Genomic DNA, 21,609 nt, shown 5'->3' with positions numbered 1-21,609 from the left:
AGAAACTCAAATTAACTTTATTAAATTGCATATACAATAGAAAAGGTGCATATTTACATATCAATAAAAATATGCACCTTCCCTCAGTAATATCATCAGACATTCGCTTCTATTACAAAGATTTCTATGTCTCTACCAATTGCTTTTTACATTATCCCCTTAAAAAGTAATGCTCTTAATATATTCATTATTCCCTACACTTGATATGCAGGTATTGGGCTGTCCTTTTCGTTCATAGCGTTGCATCTTTTGCACTCTCTACTTTTCAGTTAATGAAAGGGATGTTTCTTTTATCCCTTCAAATTCATTTAATAGGTACTTAGCTATCTTTTCAACTGCGGGGAAGTCTACTATTTCCTCATGTGATCCAGGGACTGAATACCTATTTACTCTACCTTTTAATAAAGGTCCCCAATCTGTAAACAACTCTTTTCCTTCCTCAGCACTAAAGTAGAGAACTTCTCCAGAGTATGGTATTAAATCATGCTCTGCCATTAAGTTCAGACATTTCCTATGAGGATTGATAACTTGCTTCAAATTCATAAGATCTGCATCAGGCGGGAGTACTCCCTCCATAATTAATCGCTCTACAAGCATATCTTGTTCATGGAAGAGGCCTTCCCCCTGCTCAGTAAAATCTCTAGGAATGAAATGCTCATATATATATGAGAGCATATCCTCCGTTGTTTTATAGTCCTGCTCTGAAGGTACTTTAGTATCCATTAGTATCAACAACTGAACTTCCTCACCTTGATTCTTTAGTACAGTTGCGATTTTATAAGCAATTGCACCGCCTAAAGACCATCCTCCAAGACGATATGGACCTTCTGGCTGAACACGTTTTATTTCTTCGATGTAAAGTTGAATTACTTCCGGCAAAGTTAACTCGTCAATTTCTTTCTTTTCTATAAGAGGATTCTGTAAACCATAAAATGAACAATGGTTCTTAAGCAATCTTGCTAGTTGAATGTAACAGAATACATTCCCCATAAACGGATGAACGCAGAAGAAAGGTCTTTTCTCTGATTCTTGTAGTGGAACTAGCGCTGCTACAGATTTCGTCATATCATGCTTATCACGAATAAGGCATGCGATTCCTTCCACTGTTGGATTCTTAATCAATGTAGACACCTTAATCTCTTTTCCAAACTTCTCCTTAATTTTTGAAACTAATTTAATTACAAGGAGAGAGTGTCCTCCTCTATTAAAGAAATCATCATTTACATAGACATCTTCTATCTGTAACACATCCTGCCAGATTTTAATCAACTGATATTCAATTTCATCCCTTGGAATGATTGGTGTAGAAACGTTATTTTCTCTTAGAATAGTTAAATTGTTCAATGCCTTTCGATCAACTTTTCCATTCATTGTAAGAGGAATCTCGTCTACCTTAATAAAGTGTGCGGGAACCATATAATTCGGTACTTGTGTCTTGAGATATTCACGCCAATCATGCATACTACCATCTCCAACTACATAAGCAACCAATCTCTGCTCTCCTAATTTATCCTCTGTTACCAAAACTACTGCCTCTTTTACCAATGGATGCCTCTCTAGATTCGCTTCAATCTCTTCAAGTTCAATACGAAAGCCCCTAATTTTCACTTGATTATCAATTCTTCTCAAGTAATCTAAATTACCATCAGGTAAATAACGAACCAAATCTCCCGTACGATATAAACGCTCTTCTTCATTAAATGGATGACGGATGAATCTCTCTGCTGTTAATTCTGGACGATTCAAGTATCCTCTCGCTATACCTGCACCACCAATATATAGCTCACCTGTTACACCAACTGGGACAGGTAACAAATTTTTATCCAATACATAAGTTTGAACGTTTGGCAATGGGCGCCCAATTGTTATTCTCTTACTATCTGTTTGGATATGATAACACGTTGCATCAACCGTACATTCTGTAGGACCGTATACGTTATAAAAATCAATTTTTTCAGTCTCTACTAGCTGTTCCCATAATGACGGCATAATTGCTTCACCACCGACTAATATCTTACTTGGTACATGAACATCAGCACTTATTTCTAGCAATCCTCCATCTATTAGTAATTGAAGTAATGAAGGTGTCATATCAAACATTTCCAATTTATTCTCCCTAATATAGGACACAAATTGTTCCGGATTAGTGCGAACTTCACTTGGGATAATATATAAACTTGAACCATAAAGCAACATTTGTAATTGCTGAATAGATACATCAAAGGCAATTGACGCATTCAAACCGACGCGCATATTATTAGGTATCTCATGTGAGAAAACTTCTTTTTGTAAACCATAGGATAGGTTTATTACACAATTGTGCTGTACTAAAGCCCCCTTTGGATTCCCTGTCGAACCAGAAGTATAGATAACATACGCTAAGTTTTCCCCTGTTACCTCACATATTGGTGAAAGTTTGCTTTCTTGAGAAAGCATTGCTTGGTCCCTATCTAGGCAAACTGTCTTGATGTCTTTAGGTATCCAGCCTAGTAATACTTCATTTGTAACTAACACTTTAATTCCTGTGTCTTCTAAAATATATTGTAGGCGGCTTTCCGGATTCGATGGATCTAATGGAACATAGGCTGCTCCAGCCTTCCAAATTCCCATGAGACCAACAACCATCTCAACTGAACGCTCAAAGCAAAGGCCAACTAATGACTTTGTCCCAATTCCACATTTCTGTAAATGATGGGCTAATTGATTAGCTCTTTCATTCAGCTCTCGATATGTTAGTTGCTGTTTTTCATCTACCACTGCCAACGCGTCAGGCGTACGATTTACTTGCTCTTCGAATAGTTGATGGATTGCATTCTCACGTGGATAGGATATAGTATTATTATTCCATTCTTCCAATAGCTTTCTTTGTTCAGCTTCCGTAATATATACTAGCTCCGATAGATTTTGATCAATGTTTTTGAGCATTTGCATTAACACTTGGTGTAAATGACCCAGCATTCGTTCAATGGTTACTCTATTAAACTTACTACGGTCATACATTAACTTTAACGCTAACTGGATTCCTGGAACTACAGCTAACCCTAATGGGTAGTGGGTTTGTTCTACCCCTTCCAATTCACCAATTTTCAGATTTTCTGAAGACTCCTCTTTCACTGGATAATTTTCAAACACATATAAACTATTGAACAGCGGTATTCCTCTAGGAACTTCACTCCACCCCTGAATCTCTGTCAAAGAAGCATACTCATATTGTCTTCTTTCTATCTCTTCCTCTTGTATCTTCTGCAACCAATCTATTAATTTTATATCATCCATCAATTGAATTCGCGTCGGTGACGTTGTAATGAAAGGACCTACGATGTTTTCAACATCAATAATCTCCGTAGAACGCCCTGAGCTTGTTACACCAAAAACAATGTCATTTTCTCCACTATATCGGCTCATGAGATATGCCCATGCACCTTGAATTACTGTACTCAAAGTAAGTTTATTGCGTTTCGCCCATCCTTGTAACGCTTGAGTCTGCTCTTCTGATAAATACGTAACCTTCTCTGTGTAACCTTTTTCTTCCTCTTTACTTTCTAAGCCCAGCAAAGTTGGCGCAGTAAAACCTTTTAGCTTCTCTCTCCAGAATTGTTCCGCCTGCTCCTTATCTTGCTCTCTTAACCATTGGATATATTTCTTATATGGTGAGGACTTAGGTAATTTCACAGCTTCTCCATTCATTCTCTTCTGATAGACTGTAAGTAATTCATTAAATACTAATGGTAAACTCCATCCATCCAGTAAAATATGGTGATGGGTCCAAACAATCCGATATTCTTCCTCACCTTCTTGAATGACTGTTACCCGCATCAATGGTGCTTCATCAAATTGGAAGGCTTGTTTTCGATCTAATGCCAAAAAGACTTTTCTTTTTTCCTCTATCTCTTCACTTGTCATTGTACGCCAGTCTTCTTTGTTCACTTTAAATGGGATATTTTCATACACCACTTGTACAGGTTCTTCAATTTCGTCCCATACAAATGCTGTACGAAAAATTTCATGCCGCTGAATTACAGATTTCCACGCCTGCTCAAATGTAGGAATATTCATTTTTCCTCGAATCATAAAACTCAATTGCACTATATACGGTGCAACATGTTCATCCCCTTGGTCATGCAATGTGTGGAAAATCATACCTTCTTGCAAAGGTGATAGTGGATATAAATCAGTAATCTGATTGTTCTTTCCGCGATGCATTTTGTTTAGTACATTTGTCAAACCTTCTTGGCTAAGATTAGTCATTGCAAAATCCGAAATGGTCAGTGCAGATTCTCTATCTGAAAATTGAATCAATGTACTCAGTTGATATAGCATATTCTGTGCAATACTTTGAATCGTTGATTTGGCAAATTGTCCAACATTGTATACCCAAGTGAACTGAAGTTTTCCATCCGTTACAACCCCAATTACATCAATTACATGCGATCGCTTGGAACCGGCAGCATGATCTAAACGCTTAAATTCATTCTCCGGAATAAACATTGCATCGCTAGAAAACATTTGGTCAAATTGTCCAAGATAGTTAAAACTAATAGACGGTGTATATTGGGAGCTTAATTGCTCACACATTGTTGCGTTCATGTAACGCAACACCCCATAATCAACACCCTTATTAGGAATTTTGCGAACTTGTTCTTTAACTGTTTTTAATGCTGCAATTGGCGTATGAGCACTAGTAATATTTAAATGAACTGGGTAAATACTTGTAAACCATCCCACAGTTCTCGATAAATCAACATCTTCAATAATCTCTTCTCGACCATGTCCCTCTAAATCTACGCTCAATATCGGCTGCCCCGTACATGCTGCCATAGCTTGTACTAATGCTGCTAATAATACTTCATTGATTTGGACATGGTGAGTGCTTAAAGTCTCTTGCAATAACATACGGGTCTCATTCTCATTTAACACCACAGTAATTTCCTCAGTTACTGCGCTTACTGGATTACTTATAGTACCATCTACCGGCAATTTAACTACGTCTTGTTCAGCCTGCTCCTCCCAGTAATGTAGCACTTCTTTTGATAGTCCAGTTTCAGCGTAATGATGTAATTTCTCCGACCATTCTTTAAAAGATGTACTCTTCATAGGTAATTGAATTTTCTGCCCTTGGACTACTTGCGTATATGCTGTTTGCAAATCTTCCAATAAAATTCGCCAAGAAACACCATCCACGGCTAAATGATGAATTGTCCAAAATAATCGGCCAGCGTGCTCACCTTCATCAAAATACACCATTCTCATTAGCGGACCATCATGTAAATTCAAACTTTCTTGTGCAACATTAATCTCTTTTTGAATAACCTGATGCCAATCCGCTTCCGGCACTTCGTCTAATGAAATGACAGTAAGCATCAATTGTTCTTCTATTCCTTCATTCCACTGTTTCCAAACCCCATTAGGTAAACGTTCATATCTTAAACGCAGAGCATCATGATGAAGTAGAAGGTTACCTGCCGCCTTTTCCAGTGATCCTATGTCCAATTTCTCTTTCGTTCTAAAGAACATGGATTGATTCCAATGATGTGGGTTAGGATGATTTTGTGCAAAAAACCTTTGCTGAATAGGTGTAAGTATCGTCTCTCCAGTTATAATTCCCTGTTCAGCTTGTACACCTTGTTCTTCTTTGACTACTTGCGCCAACTCAGCAATCGTTTGGTGTTCAAATATTTGTTTTGGTGTCAATTGTAAACCAGCTTGCTTCGCGCGCGCGACAATCTGAATGCTAAGAATTGAATCTCCACCAATTTCAAAGAAGTTATCATTCATACCAATACGTTTTGAACCTAGCACACGTTCCCAAATGATAGAAAGCTTATGTTCACGTTCATTTCTTGAGGCCACGTATCCTTCTTGTGTTCCTTGATAATCTGGTATAGGTAACGATTTCCGATCAATCTTTCCATTTATGGTTAGCGGTAATTCTTTCATTTCGACAAAGTAGGAAGGTATCATATGGATTGGCAGTTTTGTTTTAAGATACTCTCGCCATTCTTCTAAACTGCCTTCGCCCACTACATAAGCTACCAGCCTCTTATCTCCCGACTGATTTTCCCTAACCATTACAACTGCCTCTTTTACCAAGTCATGCTCTTGTAAAGTCGACTCAATCTCTCCAAGTTCAATTCGAAATCCTCTAATCTTCACTTGATTATCCATTCTTCCTAAGTAGTCTATATTACCATCAGGAAGATATCTCACAAGATCACCTGTTCTATATAACCTCTCGCCTTCTTTGAATGGATGAGAAATAAATCGTTCGGATGTTAACTCTGGACGATTCAAGTACCCCCTTGCTAGACCTGCTCCTCCGATATAAAGTTCCCCCATCACACCAACTGGAACTGGCAACCTATTTCTATCTAATACATAAGTTTGGATGTTAGGCAATGGACGCCCAATTGTTACTCTCCTACTATCTTTTTTGATATGATAGCATGTTGCATCAACCGTACATTCTGTAGGACCATATACATTATAAAACTGGATTTTATCAGTCTCTACTAGCTGTTCCCATAATGACGGCATAATTGCTTCACCACCAACCAGTACCTTACTTGGAACATGAACGCCATCGCACGTTTCTAACAATCCGACATCTATAAGTAATTGAAGCAATGAAGGTGTTATATCAAAGATTTCTAACTTGTTCTCCCTAATATAAGCTACAAACTGCTCCGGATCACTTCGTACTTCGCTTGGAATAATATACAAACTTGAACCATAAATCAACATTTGTAATTGCTGAATAGATGCATCAAAGGCAATTGAAGCATTTAAACCGACATGCATGTTAGATGGTATCTCATGTTCGAAAACCTCTTTTTGTAAACCATGCGACAAGTTTATTACAGAATGATGCTGTATCAAGACACCCTTTGGGTTCCCCGTCGATCCCGAAGTATAGATAACATACGCTAGGTTTTCTCCTGTTACTTCACATTTTGGTGAAAGAATGCTTTCTTTTGAAATCATTGCCTGATCCCTATCTAGACAAACTGCCTTGACTTCTTTGGGTATCCAACCTTCTAATGACTCATTCGTAACTAATACTTGAATTTCAGTGTCCTCCAAAATATATCGTATGCGACTTTCTGGATATGATGGGTCTAATGGAACATATGCTGCTCCAGCCTTCCAGATCCCCATAATACTAACAATCATCTCAACTGAACGCTCAAAGCAAATTCCAACTAATGATTCAGTCCCAATCCCACATTGCAGAAGATAGTGGGCCAATTGATTAGCTTTTTCATTCAGCTCTCGATATGTTAACTGCTGTTTTTCATCTACCACTGCTACCGCATCAGGTGTACGATTTACTTGCTCTTCAAACAACTGATGAATCGTACTTTCCCGTAGATATGCTACAGCATTATTATTCCACTCTTCCAACTGTTTTTGCTGTAATCCTGATAATATAGGCAACTTAGCTAATGATTTATCAGGATTCTCCACGATTACATTCAACCAGTTCCCAAAATGTTCAGCAATGGATTCAATAGTTAAGCTGTCAAATAAATCAGTTCTATAAACAAAAGTAAGTAATAAACCCTCTTCCACTTCTGCAGCTGTTAAACTTAAATCAAACTTAGCGATTGGAGCATTACTTTCCATTACTTCTATATTTCTTCCATGTAGTTCTGGTAGCTTCTGTCCCGTATTTTGCAATGTAAACATGGTTTGGAAAATCGGAGAATGGCTTGTATTTCGTTCAGGTTGGATAAGCTCTACAATTTTCTCAAACGGAACATCTTGATACTCATACGCCTTCAATGCTTTTATCCGTACTTGAGATAACAACTCTTGAAATGCCGGTGCATTACTTAAATCAGCTCGATAAACCAAGGTGTTGACAAAGAAACCAATCAGCCCCTCAATTTTTCGATAATTTCGATTTGCAATTGGGCTGCCAACAATAATATCCGTTTGTCCCGTATAACGAGCAAGGAAACTTTGATACGATGCCAATAAGGTCATGAAAAGTGTGGCCCCTTCTTGACGACTTAGTTCGTTTAATTTATCCAGTAATGAGCGTGACAACAAAACATTATGAGTTAATCCATGATGGGTTTGCACTGGCGGACGCGGACGATCCATTGGCAACATTAAGACTGGTAACTCACCAGATAATTCTTCCTTCCAATATGCAAGTTGTTGATTTAGTACTTCATCTTTCAACCATTCTCTTTGCCACTGAGCAAAATCGGCATATTGAACTGGTAGTGGTTCCAGCTCTGCTTGTTTTTCACCAATCGCATTCTCATAAAATGCCATCCATTCTTGAAGTAAGATTTCCATCGACCATCCATCTGAGATAATATGATGCATATTACACAGAAGAACCCATTCTTCTTCTGAAATTCTTATGAGTTTCCCACGGAACAATGGCCCTTGTTCTAAATCAAATGGAGATTCGACTTCAGTTTGAATCCATTGCTCCAACTTTCTTTCTCGCTCCTCTAATGAAAGCTTAGTTAAATCCATTTGGAGAAGCGGACGGAAAACGTACGGTTGAATCTGCTGCATAGGATGACCATCCTCTTCATAAAATACAGTCCGCAAAGATTCGTGACGCTCTATCAACTGATTCCATCCCAACTCCAATCCCTCAGGTAACCAATTCCCTGTAAGGCGGCATGCCATTGGCATATTATAAAGTGCACTATTAGGTGCAAATTGATCAATAAACCATAAGCGCTGTTGGGCATAAGATAGTGGAATATTATTTCCGCGTTCCATCGGCACCAATGGTGGAATTTCTCGTTTTTCGCTCCCCTTACGTAACTGATCTATTCGTTTCGATAATGCCTCGACCGTTGAATATTCGAACAGTTCACGTACCGGTAATTTGATTTGAAAGACTTCCTGTAAGCGTGAGACCACTTGTGTAGCAAGTAGAGAGTGACCACCAAGCTCAAAGAAAGAATCCTGAACACCAATTTCTTTTATTCCTAGCACTTGACTCCACACTGAAGCGATAAGTTCTTCCACCGGAGTTCGTGGGTATACAGTATTTTCGACGGATTGTTCACTAAGTATAGGCAATGCCTTCAAATCAAGTTTTCCATTCGGTGTAAGTGGTAAAAATTCCATCTCAATAAAGTTTGTTGGAACCATGTAATTTGGTAAATGTGTTTGTAGATGTTCTCGCCATTCATGTACACTTCCTTCACCAACTACATAAGCTACTAATCTCTTGTCACCTTGATTATCCTCTCGTACCAATACAACTGCTTCTTTCACAGAAGAATGTGCCTGCAAAACAGCTTCTATTTCTCCCAATTCAATCCGGAAACCACGAATTTTCACTTGGTCATCTATACGACCATGGAACTGGAGATTACCATCAGAAAGATAACTTGCTTTGTCTCCTGTGTAATAGAGACGTTCTCCTGACTTGAAAGGATGTGGAATAAATTTTTCCTTTGTAAGATCCGGACGATTAGCATATCCACGTGCAAGACTCTTCCCTCCAATATAGAGATCTCCAATTACACCAATTGGTACTAGCTGAAGATGAGAATCTAATACATAAACTTCTGTATTCGCAATCGGTCGACCAATCGATGGCGTACCTGTTGTCACTCCTACAGGTACGTAACAATCTGTGGTAACAACGGTATTTTCCGATGGACCATACTGATTAATTACCGCAAAAGGAATATCGCTAGATGGATACTGTGTTAATTGATCCCCACCAGTAATGATAAAACGAAGATCCGTTTTATCTGGCCAAGATAATTTCAAGAGTCTTTCCAGAATAGGCGTAGGTGCAAAGCTAGCTGTTATTCGTGAATCAATGAGCCAGTCCCTTAGTGCTTCTGGATTAATTCTCAGTTCCTCTGTTGACAAGTAGAGTGCTGCACCAGCAGTTAGATACGGCCAAATCTCCTGGACAGCCGAATCAAAAGCAACCCCTGCAATCTGAGTCGCACGATCCTCTGCTGAAATACGATAAACTTCTTGATGCCAAGAAACCATATTCATTAATGAGCGATATTCAACCATAACACCCTTCGGTTTTCCTGTAGAACCAGAGGTATAGACAATATAAGCTAAGTTCTCTGGATTTATTTGACGTGTAGGTGCGATTACGCTTTCCACCGTTAATTCTTCTAACCTCACCATTTCGACGTGTGCGAAATGTCCTTCTTGTCCTTCCGCCGTCACTACAAATTGAATTCCTGCATCTTCAATCATGTATTCTAACCTTGATTTTGGATACAACGGGTCTAAAACAACATAAGCTCCACCAGCTTTTAAAATGCCTAGTAAACTTGCCATTAGCTCTGCTGACCTCGGAAGATAAACTCCCACCACTGACTCTGGGGCTACGCCCTTTCGCTGTAAAACATTTGCCAACTGATTTGCTTGTGCATCCAGTTCACCATAAGTCCATTGTTTTGTTTGATCAACTACCGCAATCGCATCAGGACGCCTTGCTACTTGCTCCTCAAATCTGTCGCAAATAAGACCCTGATGAGACATTTCCATTACAGTGTCATTCCATGTTTCTAATATCAAAGTACGCTCGGGTTCTGATAGCATGCTCAGGTCATGCAACGGATTTTGTGGGTGATGAGAAACTTCATATATCCATTTCTCAAAGTGTCCTGCCATCCGTTCAATAGTAGTAGCATTGAATAAATCCTTATTGTACTCAAAAGTAAAAAGTAATCCCTCTTCCGTCTCAGCTGCCATTACACTTAAATCAAACTTTGCAATTGGACTATGGCTTTCTATCATTTCAATACTTCTACTAGATAACACCGGAAACTCTTGTTTCATATTTTGCAAAATGAACATAGTCTGGAAGATTGGCGAATGACTTGTACTTCGCTCCGGTTGCACAACTTCTACAATTTTTTCAAATGGAATATCTTGATATTCATACGCCTTCAATGCCTTTTGACGAACCTGATATAGTACATCTTGAAATGTCGGTCTACCACTCAAATTAGCTCGATAAACCAGCGTGTTAACGAAGAAACCAATTAGTCCTTCAATTTCTCTATAATTCCGATTCGCAATTGGGCTTCCGACCAGAATATCTTCTTGTCCCGTATAACGAGATAGAAAACTTTGATATGCAGCTAAAAGCGTCATGAAGAGTGTAGCCCCTTCTTTTCGACTAAGTTCATTCAATTTATCATGTAGCGTGCTTGGCAGAACCATAGTGTATGTCGACCCGTGATGAGTTTGTATTGCGGGACGCGGGCGATCCACAGGAAGTTGGAGTACAGGAAGCTCCCCAGACAATTCTTCCCTCCAATATTGGAGTTGTTGATCAAGCACCTCCTCCTTTAGCCATCCTTTTTGCCACTGAGCAAAGTCGGCATATTGAACCGGTAATGGTTCAAGTTCCGCTACCTTTCCATCCGTTGCTTTCTCATAAAATGCCATCCATTCTTCAAGTAGGATTCCCATTGACCATCCATCTGAAATGATATGATGTAGAGTACAAAGGAGTATCCATTCTTCCTCTCCCACGTGCAAAATACTTGTCCTGATTAATGGACCCTCTGTTAAATCAAATGGCACTTCTGTTTCTTGTTGAATTAAACGTTTAACTTCTTCTTCTTGATCTTCAGAAGAAAGCATAGTTAAATCCGTTTTCGGAATTGATTGAAAAGCATACGGTTCAATTTGCTGTACGGGTTGACCGTTCACTTCTTGAAAGACCGTCCGCAGTGATTCATGACGTTCTATTAGTTGATTCCATCCCGTTTCCAATGCTTCAAGTAACCAATTCCCTGTAAGACGGCATACCATTGGCATATTGTAAAGGGCACTATTAGGTGTAAATTGATCAATAAACCATAAACGTTGTTGGGCATAAGATAGTGGAATAGCTTCTCCTCGTTTCATTGGTATTAGTGGCGGAATCTCTCGTTTTTTATCTCCTTTGCGTAACTGATCTAATCGCTTTGCCAGTGACTCCACTGTTGTATATTCAAATAGTTCACGTACTGGTAAGTCGATTTGAAAAATTCCCTGTAAACGTGACACTACTTGAGTAGCTAGTAGTGAATGACCACCGATTTCAAAAAAGGAATCCTGAACACTAATATTTTTTATTCCTAACACTTGGCTCCAAACGGAAACGATGAGCTCCTCCACTGGTGTTCGTGATGAAGTAATATCTTCACTTATGAACTGTTCTTCTAATTCCAATAATGCTTTCCGATTCACTTTACCATTTGGAGTGAGTGGCATACCTTCAATTTGGAAAAAGTATGCCGGAACCATATAATGTGGTAATTGCTTCTTGAGATATTCACGCCACTCTCCAGTATCCCCTTCACCCACTACATAAGCTACTAACTGCTTATCTCCTGGTCGATCTTCCTTCACCAACACGACTGCCTCTTTTACAGATGAGTGATCATGTAAAGCTGCTTCAATTTCTCCCAATTCAATTCGGAATCCTCTAATTTTAACTTGGTTATCTATTCTTCCAATATATTCCAAGTTACGATCATTCATATATCTCACCAAGTCACCCGTTCGATATAATCGTTCCCCGCCCTTAAAAGGATGCGGAATAAAACGTTCAGTAGTTAAATCCGGTCGATTGAAGTAGCCACGTGCTAATCCTACTCCTCCAAGGTAAAGTTCCCCTGCCACACCAATCGGGACCACTTGTTGATATTGATCTAACACATACAACTCTGTATTATCAATCGGACGACCAATCGGAATAAGCATTGGTTCTTTTTCTAAATCACAATCATAATAAGTCACATCCACAGTTGCTTCAGTAGGACCATACAAGTTAATTAACTTTGTTTGCTGAGCATTGTAAAAGATCCCCTTAAACCGGCGAACCTGCTCAGTGTTTAACGCTTCTCCACTAGTAAAAACTTGAATTAAAGACGAGACATCCCTTTTCGAATTATATAGTTCCATATAATCTAAGAAAGTAGATAACATCGACGGAACAAAGTGCATGGTGGATACACGGTATCGTTCAATATACTCCTCAATCACCGCAGGATCTTTCTCTCCTCCTGGTGGAAGTAAACAAACACGTGCTCCTACAAATGACCACCAAAATAATTCCCAGACAGAAACATCGAACGAAAACGGTGTCTTTTGTAGGATTGTATCCTCCTCGGACAATGGATATTTTTTCTGCATCCACTGTAGGCGATTGATAACGGAATGATGTTCAATCATTACCCCCTTTGGATTTCCCGTCGAACCCGAAGTGTATATGATATAGGCTAAGTTATTTGCTGTTACTCCACTTACCGGAGCTAAATTACTCTCTTTAGAAATCATCACTTGATCCCGGTCTAAACAAATTGCTTGAATATCTTTAGGTAACCAGTCCTGTAGTGTTTCTTTTGTTAACAGCACTTGAATTTGTGAATTCTCCAAAATATATCTTAGGCGGTTTTCGGGATAACTTGGGTCCAGTGGGACATAAGCCCCACCTGCCTTCAAAATCCCAAAGAGACCGATAATCATATCAGGAGAACGTTCAATACATATACCGACCAATGATTCAGGTCCGATACCTCGTTTTTGTATAAAATGTGCCAATTGATTCGATTTTTCATTAAGTTCTTGATACGTTAGCTTTCCACCCTCATAAACTACCGCCACTGCATCAGGTGTCCGTGCAACTTGCTGCTCAAATAGCTCATGAATCATACAATCATGACCATAAACTACGTCCGTATCATTCCATTCTTCTAGGAGTTGTTTTTGCTCATTATCCGATAACATTGACAGCTTTGTATATGATTCATCTGGATGATACGTGATTTCATTTAGCCAGTTCTCAAAATGTCCTGCCATACGTGCAATGGTACTACTATCAAATAAATCCGTGTTGTATTCAAATGAGACGAATAGACCTTCTTCCACTTCATAGGCAGTTAAGCTCAAATCAAATTTAGCAATAGACATATTACTTTCTACCATTTCAATACTTCTATCAGGCAAATCTAGTCGTTCTTGTTTTATATTCTGTAGCGTAAACATGGTCTGAAATATAGGGGAATGACTCATGCTTCGTTCAGGTTGCACAGCTTCTACCACTTTTTCAAATGGTATATCTTGATATTCGTAAGCTTTTAACGCCTTTTTCTTTGTTTGGTTCAAAATCTCTCGAAAAGTAGGGGTGCCACTCAAATCTGATCGGTAAACCAACGTATTAACAAAGAAACCAATTAATCCTTCTACTCCCTTATGGTTTCGATTTGCAATCGGACTACCAACTAGAATATCTTTTTGTCCCGTATAACGAGCAAGAAAGCTCTGGTATGCGGCCATTAAAGTCATAAATAAAGTAGATCCTTCTTGTCGACTTATATCCTTCAATTGACTGAGCAATTTATAAGGAAAAATTACATGATGCGTAGCCCCAGAGTAAGTCTGTTTAACCGGTCGAGGTCGATCCACTGGCAGTTGTAAGATAGGAAGTTCACCAGACAATTCTTCCTGCCAATACGTAAGCTGACGATTTAGCACATCACCTTGCAACCACTCCTTTTGCCACTTCGCAAAGTCTGCATATTGAATGGATAGTGAACTTAATTTAGCATGATTTCCGCCCGTTTCTTCTTCATAGAAAGCAAGTAATTCATTCATGAATATACCAATGGACCAAGCATCAGAAATAATATGATGCATCGTACACAGTAATAACCATTCATCCTTCTCTAATTGAACAAGCTGATTACGAATTAAAGGACCATTCATTAAATCAAATGGTTCTTGCGCTTCTCTCGCAATTAAACTATCTACCTCTTTTTCTTTTACTTCTAGAGGAAGTTGAGAGTAATATCTTACAGGTAATGCTCTAGGAAGGAATTCGACAATTTGTTGCACAGGTTGTTCTCCTACTTCTTTAAAAACAGTTCGTAATGATTCATGGCGTTCAATGAGTCGATTGAATCCCTTTTCTAATGCTTCAGGTATCCAATTTCCTTTTAGATGCCATACCGTTGGAATATTATATAAAGAACTGTTTGGATTAAATCTGTCCATAAACCACAAGCGTTGTTGTGCATAAGACAACGGGAGTGCTTCTTTATTCTCCTTTTTTTGCATTTGCTTCTGAAGCCATGCTCTCTTCTCAGGAGAAAGTGAACTCAGCTTTGCAAGTAAATCACTTCTCATTTTTTTACCCCTTCCTCAATCAAATTACTCTCGAATATCCCTTGTGCTTCTTCCTCTGATAGCTCCTCTAATTGCTTAAGTAGTTCCAATAATTCTTCATCATTACTCACTTCTGCTTCTTTTTGAACATAGTCTTGAAGACTTACATTCTCCTTACTATCATTCTGCATTTCTTGATTTTTGTTATCGAGCAATTGATCAATCTGTTCTGCCAATTGCTGCACCGTATGAAACATAAATAAATCATGCAATGGTATCTCGATTCCAAAAGCCTCTTTAAGATTGGAAACAGCTTGCGTAGCAAGTAGTGAATGGCCACCAATTTCAAAAAATGAATCTTGAATTCCGATGTTTTCCATACCTAAAACTTCATGCCATATCGAAACGATTGTTTTTTCCGTAGACGTACGAGGAGCAATATAACAACTTGCTATCTCCTGTCTCTCTGGTGCTGGTAAGGCCTTCCTATCAATTTTCCCATTAGGAGTGAGTGGAAATGCATTTAATCCAACAAAATAGGCTGGAATCATATAATTTGGTAGTTGATCCTTGAGATAATCACGCCACTTTTGAGCATCCCCGTCTCCTACAACATAGGCGATCAAACGCGGATCGCCAGGATAATCTTCCTGCACCATCACAATAACTTCGTTAACTAGTGTATGCCTTTGTAATGTCGCTTCAATTTCTCCTAGTTCAATCCGGAACCCACGAATTTTCACTTGATGATCGATTCGTCCAACATACTCCAAATTTCCATCTGGTAAATACCTTACTAGATCTCCAGTCCGGTATACTCGCTCTCCTTCTTTAAACGGATGCGGTATAAAACGATCTTGCGTTAAGTCAGGGCGGTTTAAATATCCACGCGCTAACCCTGATCCACCAATGTATAGCTCACCAACTACACCAATTGGAACCATTTTTTGTTCGGCACTCAGTACATATACTTCTGTATTGAATATTGGTTTACCAATTGGTGGTACCCTATGCATGTCACACTTTTCTAATTCCATATACGTGGAATACGTAGTATCTTCGGACGGTCCATATAGGTTGTACACCTTTTCAATCGTACTTCTCTCGTATAAATCTTGAACAAGCGAATATGGCAATGGTTCTCCAGCCAAATTCATCACCTTTACCGAAGAAGGGATTGTTTTTGCTCGAACCAGTTCCTTCGCTGCCGATGGTACAGTATTAACCAAAGTTACACCTTTGGTAGACAACTTCTCTAGATGTAGAGCATTTTCAGTGACAATCACCTTACCACCCATCGTTAAGGGAACAAATACTTCAAAAACGGATAAATCAAAAGATAGCGAAGTTGAAGCTAACACTCCCGCTAATTCCTTTCGGGAATACGTATGATGCGCCCAATGAATCATTGTTACTGTATTCCTGTGCTCAATCATTACTCCCTTTGGATTTCCAGTGGAACCTGAAGTATAGATAATATAGGCTAAGTTATCGCCCGTCACTTCACTCGTACATACCGTAGTTACTTCTTGTTCTATTTCTGCTCGATTACTATCAATACAAATCACGTTGACGAGTTTAGGTATAACCATTTTTTGTTGTAACTTTTCCTGTGTCACCAGTACCTTTATTTGAGCATCTTCTAAAATGTACTGTAGTCGACTTTCCGGATACGCTGGATCAATTGGGACATATGCTCCTCCCGCCTTCATAATTCCTAAGAGACCGACAATCATCTCAGATGAACGTGTAACGCAAATCCCAACTAATGATTCGCATGTTACACCATTTTTTTGTAAATAATGTGCCAACTGATTCGAGCGTTCGTCCAACTCTCGATATGTTAGTTCTTCATCTTCGCACACTACTGCAATTGCTTCTGGTGTTTTTTTCACCTGTTCTTCAAACATTGTATGAATCGTACTTTCTTCCATATCTATAACACGCGATTTATTCCATTCCTCTAGTAGTTGCTTATATTCTACTTTCGATAACATATTCAGTTCTGATAATACACCTTTTGGATGAGAGACAATTTGATTTAACCAATGCTCAAAATGACTTGCCATACGTTCAATGGTTGTATCATCAAACAAATCAGTATTGTATTCAAAGGTTAGTGATAATCCTTCTTCCGTCTCAGTAACAAATAAACTCAAATCAAATTTCGCTACAGAAGCATGGCTTTCCATGAGTTCCATTTGTCTTTCAGATAGCTGAGGAAATTCTTGCTTCGCATTCTGTAAAGTAAACATAGTTTGGAATATTGGTGAATGACTTGTATTCCGTTCCGGCTTTACGGATTCTACCACTTTCTCAAATGGGATGTCCTGATACTCGTATGCTTTTAGTGCTTTTTTTCTTACCTGCGACAAAAGTTCTTGGAACGACGGATTTTCACTGAAATCAGCTCGATAAACCAACGTATTTGCAAAGAAACCTATTAATCCCTCAATCTCTTTCACATTTCGATTAGCGATTGGGCTTCCAACCAAGATGTCATCCTGTCCTGTATAACGAGAAAGGAAGCTTTGATACGCTGCCATCAATGTCATAAATAAAGTGCATCCTTCTTGCAGACTTAAATCTTTGAGCTTTTCCTGTAGGGAATTCGCCACTATTAAGGACTGACTTGCACCACGATGGGTTTGAACTGCAGGTCGAGGACGATCCATCGGTAATTGTAAAACCGGTAGTTCCCCAGATAATTCTTCCTTCCAATATTGAAGGTGCTGATTCAAATTTTCTTCTTTTTGCCATTCCTTCTGCCACATGACAAAATCTGCATATTGGATAGATAATTCCTTCAATTCCGCCGGTTTTCCGCTTAATGCTCCTTCATAAAAAGCCATCCATTCTTCAAGTAAGATTCCCATTGACCATCCATCTGAAATAATATGATGCATCGTACAAATGAGAATCCATTCTTCCCTGTCCACTTTCAATATTCGTGTTCGAATCAGAGGATCTTGTCCAAAATGAAATGGTTCCTCAGCTTCGTTTTGAATGAGCCGTTTCATTTCTCTTTCCCTATCTTCCAAAGAGAGACCTGTTAGATTCGTTTGAGGAATATGTCTGAATACATGAGATTGAACTTGTTGAAAAGGTTCACCCTCTTGTTCTAGAATTATCGTCCTTAATGATTCATGACGCTCCAACAATTGATTCCATCCGGCCTCCAATGCTTCAATTGACCATTCACCTGTTAAGCGACACGCTGCATGAATATTGTACATAGCACTATTTGGCATTAATTGATCAATAAACCATAGACGTTTCTGCGCATAGGAAAGTGGGATAATTTCTTCTCGTTTCATAGGTACAAGGGGAGCAACCTCTCGTTTTTTATCTTCTTTTCGTAACTGATCCACCCGTTTCGCCAATGCTTCCACTGTATCGTGCTTGAAAAGTTCACGTAATGGAATTTTAATTTGGAACAGTTCTTGCAATCGAGAGACAATTTGAGTAGCAAGTAGTGAGTGCCCACCACGTTCAAAGAAGGAATCTTGAATACCAATATTTTCTGTTCCTAACACTTGGCTCCAAACCGAGGCAATAAGCTCTTCCGATGGCGTCCGAGGTAGCACATTTAAATCTTCAATAGCTTGCTCATCAGGTGCTGGCAAGGCCTTTCGGTCAATTTTCCCATTCGGAGTAAGTGGGAAGTGTTCTAACTCTATAAAGTGCGCTGGAATCATATGATTCGGTAATTGGTTTTGTAAATACTCTCTCCACTCCTCGGTATTTCCATCGCTTATTACATATGCAACCAATCGTTGATCACCTGGACGGTCTTCTCTAACTAATACGACAGCCTCTTTAATAAACGAACATTTTTCTAAAGTGGCTTCAATTTCTCCTAATTCAATCCTAAAACCACGCATTTTGACTTGATGATCCATTCTACCTATAAATTCTATATTTCCATCAGTTAGATATCTTACTGAATCTCCTGTTCGATATAGTCGTTCCCCCAATCGAAATGGGTGCGAAATGAATTTTTCAGTAGTAAGATTCTGACGATTTAAGTATCCACGCGCTAAACCAGCACCACCAATATATAACTCACCCTCAGTTCCTATTGATTGCAAGCGTTGATTTTGGTCTAATACATATAATTGCGTGTTCTGTATTGGCTGCCCAATAGAAACAAATTCTTGATTAGGCTGAATATCAAATGCATTCACATAAATAGTGGCTTCAGTTGGTCCATAAAAGTTGGTTAATTTCACTTGTCCACTATAATTCCATTTCTGTTGAAATCGTCTAACTAACCCTGAACTTAGTTCTTCTCCACCAGAAAATACATGGCGTACGGACGAACAATTCATGTTCATTTCAATATGATTGAAGTGATCTAAGAAAACAGATAACATCGAAGGTACAAATTGAACTATAGTAACCTGATGTTGTTTAATCACTTCAGCTATAATAGAAGGATCTTTTTCTCCACCTGGAGGTAGGAAAGATACACTTGCACCAACGTGAATGCCCCAAAACAATTCCCAAACAGAGACATCAAATGAGAATGGCGTTTTCTGCAAAACCACATCCTTTTCAGAGAGCGGATATTTATGTTGCATCCATTCTAGATAATTAATTACTGAATGATGCTCAATCATTACTCCCTTTGGATTCCCTGTAGATCCTGAAGTATACATAACATACGCTAAATTTTCTCCTGTTACACCACTTATACATAGGGTTGTTTCTTCTTTTTCAATTGCAGTATAATCTTTATTCATACAAATCGTTTCAATATTTTCAGATACAAACAAATTTTTAGAATTCTCTTCCGTCACTAGTACTTCGATTCCAGCATCCTCTAATATATATCGAAGTCGACTCTCTGGATAAGTAGGGTCAAGTGGAACATACGCTGCTCCTGATTTTAGAATACCTAATAACGCTATCATCATTTGTAATGAACGTTCCATATATACCCCAACTAGAGACTCTGGGCCTACACCATGCTTTTGTAAATAATGAGCTAGCTGATTTGCACGCTTCTCCAACTCTTTATAGGTAATTTGTTCATTTTCGTAACTAGCCGCGATTGCTTCCGGTGTTTTTTTAACTTGCTCCTCAAACATCGTATGAATCATGCCTTCAGCCGAATAATTAACTTGAGTATGATTCCATTCCTCTAGTAACTGTATCTGTTCTTCTTCTGTTAAATGAGTAATTTCAAATAGTTTTGAATCTAGGCTCTTCGTCATCTGAATTAATATTTGCAATAAGTGATTCTGAATCCGATTTATTGTTTCTTCATTAAAATAGCTTCGATCATACATCAACTTTAAAGTAATTTTCTTACCGGGCATTACAATGAGTGTTAAAGGATAATTTGTTTGTTCCGTGCTTTTAACATCTAGTAATCTTAAATCATCATTTCTCTCACCTTGAATTGGATAATTTTCAAACACATACAAGGTATGAAATAAGGAGCTATTTCGCGGAACCTCACTCCAGCCTTGAATATCTATCAACGAATTATACTCATACTGTCTTCGTTCCATTTCTTTCATTTGTATTTTACGAAGCCAATCTACTACTGATGTATTATCCGTTAATCGAATTCTGGTAGGTAATGTGTTAATAAATAGCCCCACCATATTCTCTGCTCCTATTAAATCAGTAGGACGTCCAGCGCTAGTTACGCCAAATACGACGTCACTGTCACCGCTATACCTACTCATCAAATAAGCCCATGCACCTTGTACTAACGTATTCAACGTTAATCGACTATTTCGTACCCACTCTTGTAAATTCTCAGTAAGTTCCTCAGATACTTGATAAGCAAACTCCCCATAACCCTTCTCTTGTCCTTGATCCTTTCTTTCCATTGCTAATGGAGTAGGTGCATAGAACCCTTTTAATTCTTCTTTCCAAAATTCCTCTGCTTGACTTTGATCTTGTTTATTTATCCATTGGATATATTTTTTATAAGGAAGAGATTTAGGAAGATTCAACAATTCTCCCTTTATCATCTTGAGATAAACTTCCATCACTTCACTAAAGACCAATGACACACTCCATCCATCTAGCAAAATATGATGATGTGTCCAAATAATTCTCGTTTCCCCTTCTGCTTCTTTAATCGCAGTGACTCTCATCAATGGTGCTTCATCCAATAAAAATCCTTTGCTACGATCTGCAGTCAAAAACTGGTGTAATTTCTTCTCCTTCTCCTCATGCGAATGGGTACTCCAATCCTCTTGATGAATAGTAAAAGGAAGACGTTCGTAAACTGCTTGTAGAGGTTTTTCTACTTCCTCCCAAACAAATACTGAGCGCAGAACCTCATGTCGTTGAATAACATATTCCCAAGCTTTTTCAAAAGTAGCAACATCCAATTGCCCCCCGAGCAAGAAACCTACTTGTACAATATAGGAAAAAGAATATTCATCATCTTGATCGTATAAAGTATGAAACAGTATTCCTTTTTGCAAAGGTGATAAACCATATATATCAATAACGTCTCCCATT

2 protein-coding genes are annotated in these 21,609 nt (G+C 38.6%); both read right to left on the bottom strand.

The window, feature by feature from the left end:
• Positions 1 to 258: 258 nt before the first annotated feature.
• Entirely contained in the window at positions 259 to 15,141 is a 14,883-nt protein-coding gene (locus GBN91_RS23640) for a non-ribosomal peptide synthetase (protein WP_152122495.1), read from the bottom strand.
• Positions 15,138 to 21,608 carry a non-ribosomal peptide synthetase gene (locus GBN91_RS23635; RefSeq protein ID WP_152122493.1) on the bottom strand — a complete coding sequence of 2,157 codons (6,471 nt, stop codon included), beginning with the start codon at positions 21,606 to 21,608 and terminating at the stop codon, positions 15,138 to 15,140. Before GBN91_RS23635 ends, GBN91_RS23640 begins: the two co-directional genes overlap by 4 nt.
• Position 21,609: the final 1 nt, after the last annotated feature.

The sequence above is a fragment of the Bacillus sp. B1-WWTP-T-0.5-Post-4 genome, assembly GCF_009183795.1.
Classification (GTDB): Bacteria; Bacillota; Bacilli; order Bacillales; family Bacillaceae_G; genus Bacillus_A; species Bacillus_A cereus.
This window is presented reverse-complemented; position numbering and strand designations above follow the sequence as displayed.

What these genes read in the sequence shown, in the direction of transcription:
- GBN91_RS23635 (WP_152122493.1), bottom strand. Translation starts at nt 21,608, where the DNA reads ATGGGAGACGTTATTGATATATATGGTTTATCACCTTTGCAAAAAGGA.
- GBN91_RS23640 (WP_152122495.1), bottom strand. Translation starts at nt 15,141, where the DNA reads ATGAGAAGTGATTTACTTGCAAAGCTGAGTTCACTTTCTCCTGAGAAG.